7 protein-coding genes and 1 pseudogene are annotated in these 9,274 nt (G+C 68.3%); 7 read left to right on the top strand and 1 reads right to left on the bottom strand.

Going from position 1 to position 9,274, the window contains the following annotated elements; translation table 11 throughout:
• The 7 genes and pseudogenes from GHC57_RS18035 to GHC57_RS18065 form a co-directional block, all read left to right on the top strand.
• Positions 1-191 (top strand): annotated as a pseudogene (locus GHC57_RS18035) (IS110-like element ISEc32 family transposase); the annotation flags it as partial.
• Between the two features lie 330 nt (positions 192-521).
• Entirely contained in the window at positions 522-1,796 is a 1,275-nt protein-coding gene (gene urtA / locus GHC57_RS18040; protein ID WP_153346876.1) for an urea ABC transporter substrate-binding protein, read from the top strand.
• Positions 1,797-1,907: 111 nt separating this feature from the next.
• The gene (gene urtB, locus GHC57_RS18045) at positions 1,908-3,527 is read left to right on the top strand and encodes an urea ABC transporter permease subunit UrtB (protein WP_153346878.1); all 1,620 of its coding nucleotides are present in this window, start codon (positions 1,908-1,910) and stop codon (positions 3,525-3,527) included.
• A 4-nt stretch (positions 3,528-3,531) separates the two neighbouring features.
• A complete protein-coding gene (urtC, locus tag GHC57_RS18050) occupies positions 3,532-4,647 on the top strand; it encodes an urea ABC transporter permease subunit UrtC (protein WP_211369241.1) in 1,116 nt (371 codons plus the stop codon).
• Between the two features lie 3 nt (positions 4,648-4,650).
• A complete protein-coding gene (urtD, locus tag GHC57_RS18055; RefSeq protein WP_153346880.1) occupies positions 4,651-5,415 on the top strand; it encodes an urea ABC transporter ATP-binding protein UrtD in 765 nt (254 codons plus the stop codon).
• A gap of 5 nt (positions 5,416-5,420) precedes the next feature.
• Entirely contained in the window at positions 5,421-6,200 is a 780-nt protein-coding gene (locus GHC57_RS18060) for an ABC transporter ATP-binding protein (RefSeq protein ID WP_153346882.1), read from the top strand.
• Between the two features lie 221 nt (positions 6,201-6,421).
• Positions 6,422-7,462 (top strand): glycosyltransferase family 2 protein, encoded by a 1,041-nt coding sequence (locus GHC57_RS18065; protein WP_153346883.1) that lies wholly within the window; start codon positions 6,422-6,424, stop codon positions 7,460-7,462.
• 50 nt (positions 7,463-7,512) lie between these two features.
• On the opposite strand, the gene GHC57_RS18070 is transcribed toward GHC57_RS18065, so the two are convergent.
• Positions 7,513-8,664, bottom strand: coding sequence for a glycosyltransferase (locus tag GHC57_RS18070; protein ID WP_153346885.1), 1,152 nt, complete (start codon positions 8,662-8,664; stop codon positions 7,513-7,515).
• Positions 8,665-9,274 lie beyond the last annotated feature (610 nt).

Consider the following 9,274-nt stretch of genomic DNA (forward strand, 5'->3'; position numbering starts at 1 on the left):
GCGCCTTGCGATCCAAGCTCTTCATGGCCGCGCTCTCCGCCGTGCGATACAACCCCGACCTCAAGGCCTTCTACGAACGGCTTATCGGCAACAAAAAGACACCAAAAAGCGCACTCCTCGCCGTTGCCAGAAAGCTCGTCACCATCGCAAACGCTGTCCTCCGGCCTCAGCCCGAACCCGCCACAAACTGAGTTGATGACACACTTTTAATAGACAGTGTCATCCTGAGCGCCCGAAGGGCGCGAAGGATCTCGTGATGGGGCACGAACCATGACACCCCTGTCATCTGGATTCCGAGCCCTGGCCGGCTGCCCGATTTCGGTCACCAATCGATCAGGTGACTAAAATTTGAGCGAAATCCGGCCGTGTCGATCAGCCGATCATCGCCCCCACGTGCCGCGCCTGTGCGCCATCTCCCTGACTCCGCGGCATTTTCCGAACCAAGGCCCATCTGGCACACCACCTGCTTTGCCCTGTTGCGATCGCGTGTCGTTTCAAAACCGAACAGGGAACCGAAGCTCATGAAAAAGGCACTTGCGGGACTGGCCCTCGGTCTCGGCGTCGTCGCCACCACGCCGACCGTGGCCCAGGAGACGATCAAGGTTGGCATCCTGCATTCGCTCAGCGGGACCATGGCGATTTCCGAGACGACGCTCAAGGACGCCATGCTCATGCTGATCGAGGAGCAGAACAAGAAGGGTGGCCTGCTCGGCATGGAACTGGAGCCCGTGGTTGTCGATCCGGCCTCCGACTGGCCGCTGTTCGCCGAGAAGGCCCGCGAACTGATCGAGGTGAACGAGGTCGCCGCCGTCTTCGGCTGCTGGACGTCGGTCAGCCGCAAGTCCGTGCTGCCGGTGTTCGAGGAACTGAACTCGCTGCTGTTCTACCCGGTCCAGTACGAAGGCGAGGAAAGCCAGCGCAACGTGTTCTACACCGGCGCGGCCCCGAACCAGCAGGCCATTCCGGCGGTGGACTACCTGATGGACCAGGGCGTGGAACGCTGGGTGCTGGCCGGCACCGACTACGTCTATCCGCGCACCACCAACAAGATCCTTGAGCAGTACCTCAAGGACAGTGGTGTGGCCGCCGAAGACATCATGATCAACTACACGCCGTTCGGCCATTCCGACTGGCAGACCATCGTGGCCGACATCAAGGCCTTCGGCTCGGCCGGCAAGAAGACCGCCGTGGTCTCCACCATCAACGGCGACGCCAACGTGCCGTTCTACAAGGAGCTGGCCAACCAGGGCATCGAGGCCACCGACATCCCCGTGGTGGCGTTCTCGGTCGGCGAAGAGGAACTCGCCGGCATCGACACCGCGCCGCTGGTCGGCCATCTGGCGGCCTGGAACTACTTCATGTCGGCCGACACCGACGCGAACTATGACTTCATCGACGCCTGGCACGCCTTCATCGGCGACGACACCCGCGTGACCAACGACCCGATGGAGGCGCACTACATCGGCTTCAACATGTGGGTGAAGGCGGTCGAGGCGGCCGGCACCACCGACCCGGATGCCGTCATCGACAGCATCGTCGGCGTGGCCGTGCCCAACCTGACCGGCGGCTACTCCGCCATGATGCCGAACCACCACATCACCAAGCCGGTGCTGATCGGCGAGATCCAGGACGACGGCCAGTTCGAGATCGTGGACTCCACCGACGGTCTGGTGGTCGGCGATGCCTGGTCCGACTACCTGCCGGAATCCGCGCCGCTGATCTCCGATTGGCGCAAGCCGATGTCCTGCGGCAACTTCAACACCGAGACCGGCCAGTGCGGGGGGACCGGCGGCTGATCGCCACCGCGTTCCGACAGGCGCACCGAGGCGGAGGGCCGGCCAGGGTCGGCCCTCTTCCCTCCCTGATCCGCGCCCATCCCGTCGTCCCCGCACTGGATCCGACCGCCCATGACCCGCCTTCGCCGTTTCCTTCTCGCCGCCCTGCTGATGTGTGTCGCCCCGTCCGCCGCGATCGCCGACGAGGCCCGCCTGCGCGAGATCGCCGCCGGCTTCGTGGACGCCAATTTCTCCGCAATCGCCGAGACGGCCGAGGCCCTCGCCGCGACCGGGGACCCGGATGCCGCGATCGTGCTTCAGGAACTGCGGGACGGCGACCTGCACTGGCGCAAGGACGATGAAACGCTGGTGATCGCCGAGCGGGACCGGCGGGACATGCACCTGTTCCATCTGTTCACCGGCGAACCGCTGGAGACCGTCCGCCGCCGCGACGTCTCCAAGGTCAAGGTCAACAACGCCATCCGCAACCAGGTGGATGCACTGATCGGCGGCCTGACCTTGCTCTCGCCCGATCCGGAAGCTCGGCGCTCGGCCGCCGAGGCGCTCTATGACACCCGAGACCCCGCCCTGCTGGGCCCGATGGAAGCCGCGATGGCGCAGGAGACGGACCCGGCCCTGCGGACCCTGATGGCCGAGGCCCGCGCGGCGATCCTGCTCGCCGATGCCGGCGCCCCGCTGGACGCGCGCCTTGAGGCTGTCCGGACCATCGAGGCCCGGGGCGGGCAGGATGCGCTGTCCACCCTGGCCGCCGCCGTGCCCGACGACGGACCCGCCGACCTGCTGGCCGCCGCCGCCGAGGCGCGCGCCGCCGTCGAGGCCCGGCTGGAGCTGTGGGGCTACGCCCAGAACGTCTGGCAGGGGCTCTCGCTCGGCTCCGTGCTGCTGCTGGCGGCCATCGGCCTGGCCATCACCTTCGGCGTCATGGGCGTCATCAACATGGCGCACGGCGAACTGGTCATGCTGGGGGCCTATACCACGTTCTTCGTGCAGGAGATCATCCGCACCAGCGCCCCCGGCCTGTTCGAGTGGTCGCTGCTGATCGCGCTGCCGTTGGCGTTCCTGGTCTCGGGCAGCGTCGGCGTGCTGATCGAGCGGGGCGTGGTGCGCTGGCTGTACGGCCGCCCGCTGGAGACCCTGCTCGCCACCTGGGGCATCAGTCTGATCCTGCAACAGACCGTGCGCACGATCTTCGGCCCCAACAACCGCGAGGTCGGCAACCCCGATTGGATGTCCGGCGCCATGCAGCTTGGCGAGTTGACCATCACCTACAACCGACTCTGGATCATCGTCTTCGCGCTGACCGTGTTCGCGCTGCTGCTGGTGGTGCTACGGCGCACACCGATCGGCCTGCAGATGCGCGCCGTCACCCAGAACCGGGCCATGGCCGCCGACATGGGCGTGCGCACCGGATGGGTGGACGCCATGACCTTCGGCCTGGGCGCGGGCGTGGCCGGGCTGGCCGGCGTGGCGCTCAGCCAGATCGACAACGTCTCGCCCAACCTGGGACAAAGCTACATCGTGGACAGCTTCATGGTGGTCGTGTTCGGCGGGGCGGGGAACCTGTGGGGGGCGCTGGCCGGGGCCTTTACCCTGGGCATCGCCAACAAGTTCCTGGAACCGTTCGCCGGCGCGGTGCTCGCCAAGATCCTGGTGCTGGTCTTCATCATCCTGTTCATCCAGAAGCGACCGCGCGGCCTGTTCGCCGTGCGGGGCCGCGCGGTGGAGGCGTGACGCCATGATCCTGCGCGCGCTCGACCGCCGGTCCTGGATCTTCCTGGGCCTGCTGTTCATCGTCGTGGTGGCGGTGCCCGTGGCCAACCTCGCCCTTGAGCCCGGCTCAGCCGGCCACCTGCCCAGCTTCGCCGTCTCGCTGTTCGGCAAGTACCTGTGCTACGCACTGCTCGCGGTCGCCCTCGATCTGGTGTGGGGCTACTGCGGCATCCTCAGCCTGGGGCACGGTGCGTTCTTCGCGCTCGGCGGCTACGCCATGGGCATGCATCTGATGCGGGAGATCGGGCCGCGCGGGGTCTACGGCGACCCGGTGCTGCCCGACTTCATGGTGTTCCTGAACTGGGATGCCTTGCCGTGGTTCTGGTACGGCTTCGACATGTTCTGGTTCGCGCTGGCCATGACCATGATCGTGCCGGGGCTGCTGGCCTTCGTGTTCGGCTGGCTGGCGTTCCGCTCCCGGGTCACGGGCGTCTACCTCTCGATCATCACACAGGCGCTGACCTATGCCCTGATGCTGGCCTTCTTCCGCAACGAGATGGGGTTCGGCGGCAACAACGGCCTGACCGACTTCAAGGACGTGCTGGGCTTCGACCTGCAGTCGGACGCCACCCGGGCCGGCCTGTTCGTGCTGTCCGGGCTGGCCCTGGCGGCCGGGTTCATCCTGTGCCGGGTGATCGTGACCTCGAAGGCGGGCAAGGTCCTGGTCGCCGTGCGCGACGCCGAGAGCCGGACCCGCTTCCTGGGCTACCGCGTGGAGAGCTACAAGCTGTTCGTGTTTACGGTCTCGGCCATGCTGGCCGGGCTGGCGGGCGCGCTCTACACGCCGCAGGTCGGCATCATCAACCCGAGCGAATTCTCGCCCGCCAACTCCATCGAGATCGTCATCATGGTCGCCCTGGGCGGGCGCGGCACGCTGGTGGGGGCCGCCCTGGGCGCCATCGTGGTGGGGGCGGCGAACACCCTGCTGACCGGCTGGTTCCCCGACTTCTGGCTGTTCGTGCTGGGCGGGCTGTTCGTGGCCGTCACCCTGTTCATGCCGCGCGGCATCCTGGGCGTGCTCGACCGCCGGGGACCCATGCGGGGCGGTGCTCCCGTGGGCCTGCGGCGGAAGGAGGCCTAGGCCATGTCCCCCAGTTTCTCCGGCCGGGCCACATCGGCCCTGTTGTACATCGACGGGGTGTCGAAGACCTTCGACGGCTTTCGCGCCATCAACAGCCTGTCGTTCATCGTCGATCCCGGCGAGTTGCACGCCGTCATCGGCCCGAACGGCGCCGGCAAGACCACGATGATGGACATCATCACCGGCAAGACCCGGCCCGACGCGGGCACGGTGCTGTGGGATGGGCGCGTGGACCTGACCCACGTGGACGAGGCCGGCAGTGCCCGCCTGGGCATCGGCCGCAAGTTCCAGAAGCCGACCGTGTTCGAGACCCACACGGTCGAGGACAACCTGTTGCTGGCGCTGAATGCGGACCGGGGCGTGTTCGCGACATTGATGGCCCGGCTGACCAGCGCACAGGCCACCCGCATCGACGAGCTTCTGGCCCTGGTCCGGCTGGAGGACCGCCGCCACGATCTGGCCGGCGGTCTGTCCCACGGGCAGAAGCAGTGGCTGGAAATCGGCATGCTGCTGGCCCAGGACCCCAAGCTGCTGCTGGTGGACGAGCCGGCCGCCGGCATGACCGACGAGGAGACCATGCGCACGGCCCAGCTTCTGCGCGCCATCGCGGGCGATCACGCCGTGGTCGTGGTCGAGCACGACATGGAGTTCGTCAAGGCGCTGGACTGCCGGGTGACCGTGCTGCACCAGGGCACGGTCCTGGCCGACGGCTCGCTGGCCCACGTCAGCGCCGTGCCCGAAGTCATCGACGTGTATCTGGGACGATAGCGGCCATGCTGAACGTTGAGGGGATCGACCTGTACTACGGCGCCGCGATCGCGCTCAAGACCGTCTCCATCGAGGCTCGACCGGGCCAGGTGACCTGCATCCTCGGCCGCAACGGGGTCGGCAAGACCTCGCTGATGCGCGCCATCTGCGGGCGGCATCCGATCGCGGCGGGCGAGATCCGCCTGGACGGCGCGCCCCTCCATGGCCTGCGTCCGGAGGCCCGGGCCCGCAAGGGCGTGGCCTCCGTGCCCCAGGGCCGCGAGATCTTCCCGCTGCTGACCGTGCGGGAGAACCTGGAGATCGGCTTCGCGCCCCTGCCCCGCAAAGAGCGCACCATCCCCGACGAGATCTTCGAGATGTTCCCGGTGCTGCGCCAGATGCTGGGGCGGCGCGGCGGCGACCTGTCCGGCGGCCAGCAGCAACAGCTCGCCATCGGCCGCGCGCTGGTCACCCGGCCGCGCCTGTTGTTGCTGGATGAACCCACCGAGGGCATTCAGCCCTCGATCATCAAGGACATCGGCCGCGCCATCGGCCGGCTGCGCGGCAAGGCGCCGACCTCCGGTCCCACGGCCGAGGAGGCCGAGGAGATCAGGCACGCCGTCGAGACGGTGCGCCAGAAGGGCGACATCGCCATCGTGCTGGTGGAACAGTATTTCGACTTCGCCCGCGACCTCGCCGACACATTCTATGTCATGGACCGGGGCGAGATCGTCATCCAGGGCACGGGCGCGGAGTTGAAGGATCCCGCGCGCGAGGCCGATGTCCGCCGGCGCCTGACGGTGTGAGACACGCGGCCCAACGCCCACTCCGCCCTGTGCTCCCGGCACATTGCCCTGGACCCAACCCGCGAAACGTGGACACTGGCCCCGCGCCGGGGGACCGGCCGACGGAAAGGTTCATCCTTTTCGTCGGCCGGCCGGTGCGACCGCACCGGCGCCGCGAAGCGGCGGAGGCGATGAAGCGGACGAGTCCGGTTCATCGCCGATCAGGATAAGGCATCCGGTTCATGATTGGCGTCATCATCGTCACCTACAAGTCCGCCCCCGTCATCGTCGGATGCCTGGACAGCCTTCTGGCATCCGAAGGCGCGGACCTGCGCATCGTGATCTGTGACAACGCCTCGCCGGACGATAGCGTGGCCACCGTGCGCGCCTGGGCCGAGACGAACGGCGTGAGTATCCACGAAACCGCGGACCCGGACACCCAGGGGCCGGACACGATGGTGACGCTGATCCATGCGCCGGTGAACGGCGGGTTCGCGGCCGGCATCAACCATGGCCTTCGCTACGCGCTGGAGGATCCCCGCTGCGATCTGTTCTGGCTCCTGAACCCGGACTGCGAGGTGGCGCCCGGCACCGCCGCCGCCTTGGCCCGCCGTGCCGAGGCCACGGGTCCGTTCGCCCTGATGGGCTGCCGGATCCTGTACCGCGAGGCGCCGTGTCTCATCCAGTCGGACGGCGGCCGCATCCGGCGCTGGTCGGGCATCTGCGAGAACATCAATCGAGGCGCCGATCCCGCCCACGTGGCCCCCCCACCCACGGAAAGCCTGGACTACATCTCGGGCGCCAGTGTCGTGGCCTCCCGCCGGTTCGTGGACGCGGTCGGGCCGATGCCCGAAGACTACTTCCTGTATTACGAAGAGGTGGATTGGGCGGCCCGTCGCGGAGACCTGCCCCTGGTGATGTGCGACGACGCCGTCGTGCACCATCACGGCGGCACGGCAATCGGGTCGGGGGCGGTCAACCGGCGCGCGTCTCCCCTCTCCCTGTATTTCACCTACCGGAACCGGCTGCGCTACCTTCGGCGGCATCGGCCGCTGATCCTGCCAATGGCATACGTCGCGGCCCTGGCGCGGATCGCCAAGCTGCCCGCTCAAGGGGCCTGGGGCGAGGCCAAGGCCGCGTTTCTTGGCCTGCACCAAATGCCGCCCCCGCGCAGCGTGCGCGACACGGTCAGCCCCGAGGCCCGGCCCTACGCCTTCGGATCGGCCAAAGCAAATCCCGGGCGAACCGGCACGGATCGCGCCGACGATATGCTTTCACATTAAAAGATTAGGGCGTTCTGATTGAACCAGAGGTCACTCAAAACGCCCTGGGGTCACAGGCACGTCCGCAGAGCGGTCGCGTAGGTCTCCCGGATCGCCCGGTCGGTCAACTGGTCCAGCGCCCCCGACGCCTGAAGCGTAGCGAGGGCGGCCTTGGCCTCGGCCTGGCGCTGCACGGCCGCGACCAGCGCCGCCACCAGAGCATCCGGATCGCCCGGGTCGACACCCACCACCGCCGGCGAGGCGGGAAAATACCCCGCGATCCCGTTGGTCGCCGCGTGGATGACGGGCGCGCCGGCCAGCAGCGCCTCGGCATAGACCATGCCGTAGCTCTCGCGCCGGGACACCATGGCCACGGCGCAGGCGGCGTTCATCTCGGCCTGCACGGCCTCGTGAGGGACCGGACCGCGCAGACGGCAGCGATCGGGCGCGTGGCGCTGGATGGCCCCCTGAAGCACCGCGTATCCCGTCGGATCGCCGCCGCCCAGGATCTCCAGCCGGATGTCGGGCACGGTCCGGGCCGCCGCCGCCACGGCCTGGATCAGGCCCACCGCGTTCTTGTTCTCGTAGTCGTGCAGATTGAAGACCGTCTTGATGACCGGCTCGGTCGGGCGCGGCGTCATCACGCTGTCCTGGCCGGTGGGACAGGGCAGCGTGACCACGGACCCCTCACGCGGTCCGAGCATGGCGGTCAGGCCCTCGGCCGTCCAGGGCGCGAACGGGAACACCACCGCCGCCCGGCGCCACAGGCCCCGCCAGACAGGCCGCAGGTCCGGACGCTTGCCGATGATCTTGAGATCGGAATTGCCCTGCGACGAGATCAGCAGCGGCACACCCAGGCCGTCGGCCACCCGGGCGGCGGCCAGCGCGTCGGTGGACAGCTTGTGGGCGTGCACGGCGTCCACGGACAGGCCGCGCGTCCGCACGTCCCGCAGGATCCAGTCCCCCAGGCGGTCCAGGTAGGTCTTCAGGAACAGCCCGCGCGGCGGTCCCGGATAGGCCACCGCCCGCCAGTCGGGACCGAACACCAGCGCGGCCAGCGGCAGGGTGTGAGAGACCCGGTTGATCGAGTAGACGGTGTGCTGAACCACGTCGTCGGTCAGCGCCAGCAGGTTGGCAATCGCGCGGGTCTTGGCGGGCCGGAGAGGATCGGGAAAATCCGCCGAGATGTGGAGGAGGCGCGTCCGCCCGGTATCGCCGCTCATCCGTCCTGGCTCCGCTGTCTTGCCCGTGCCTGTGGTTCGGCCGGAGTATGGGCCACCGTGCGCGCCCGAGGCAAGCTGGCCGGCGGTCCGGCAGCAATTCTCGGGATGGAGGCAGAACACCGCTGCACCCGGAGCTGGACTGTTCTCCTCCCCCCGCCGGGGGGAGGTTGGGAGGGGGGCGAGGAGATGTCCGCACGGGTCCCGCTTGCCGCATCAACCCCACCCCGGCCCTCCCCTATCCAGGGGAGGGAGTTAAGATCGCACCCGGGCCTCCCGGCGGTTCCCACCAGAGGCCACGTGGCCAAAATGAGAACTGCCGGCGGTCCGGCCTGGGCTCCGAACCCGGATGACCGTTCTGTGACACCGTTGGGGTCGAACCCGCCTCACGAGGTCCTTCGGTCGCCCCCGGCGACGCGTCGCGTCGCCGCAAAGGCGCGCGACCATCGGAACGATGGTCGCGGGGGCTCCCTCAGGATTGTCTGTTTGATTTGTGGCATTGTGGAGATGCCGGGTTGCGGGGCCCCGGGTGGCCACCCGGGGCCCCGCACCGGATCGTGTGATCGTCTCAGGATGGGGTCTTTGCCCGTTGTCATCGTGATCCGCGATCCGG

The organism is Roseospira navarrensis (assembly GCF_009601025.1).
Classification (GTDB): Bacteria; Pseudomonadota; Alphaproteobacteria; order Rhodospirillales; family Rhodospirillaceae; genus Rhodospira; species Rhodospira navarrensis.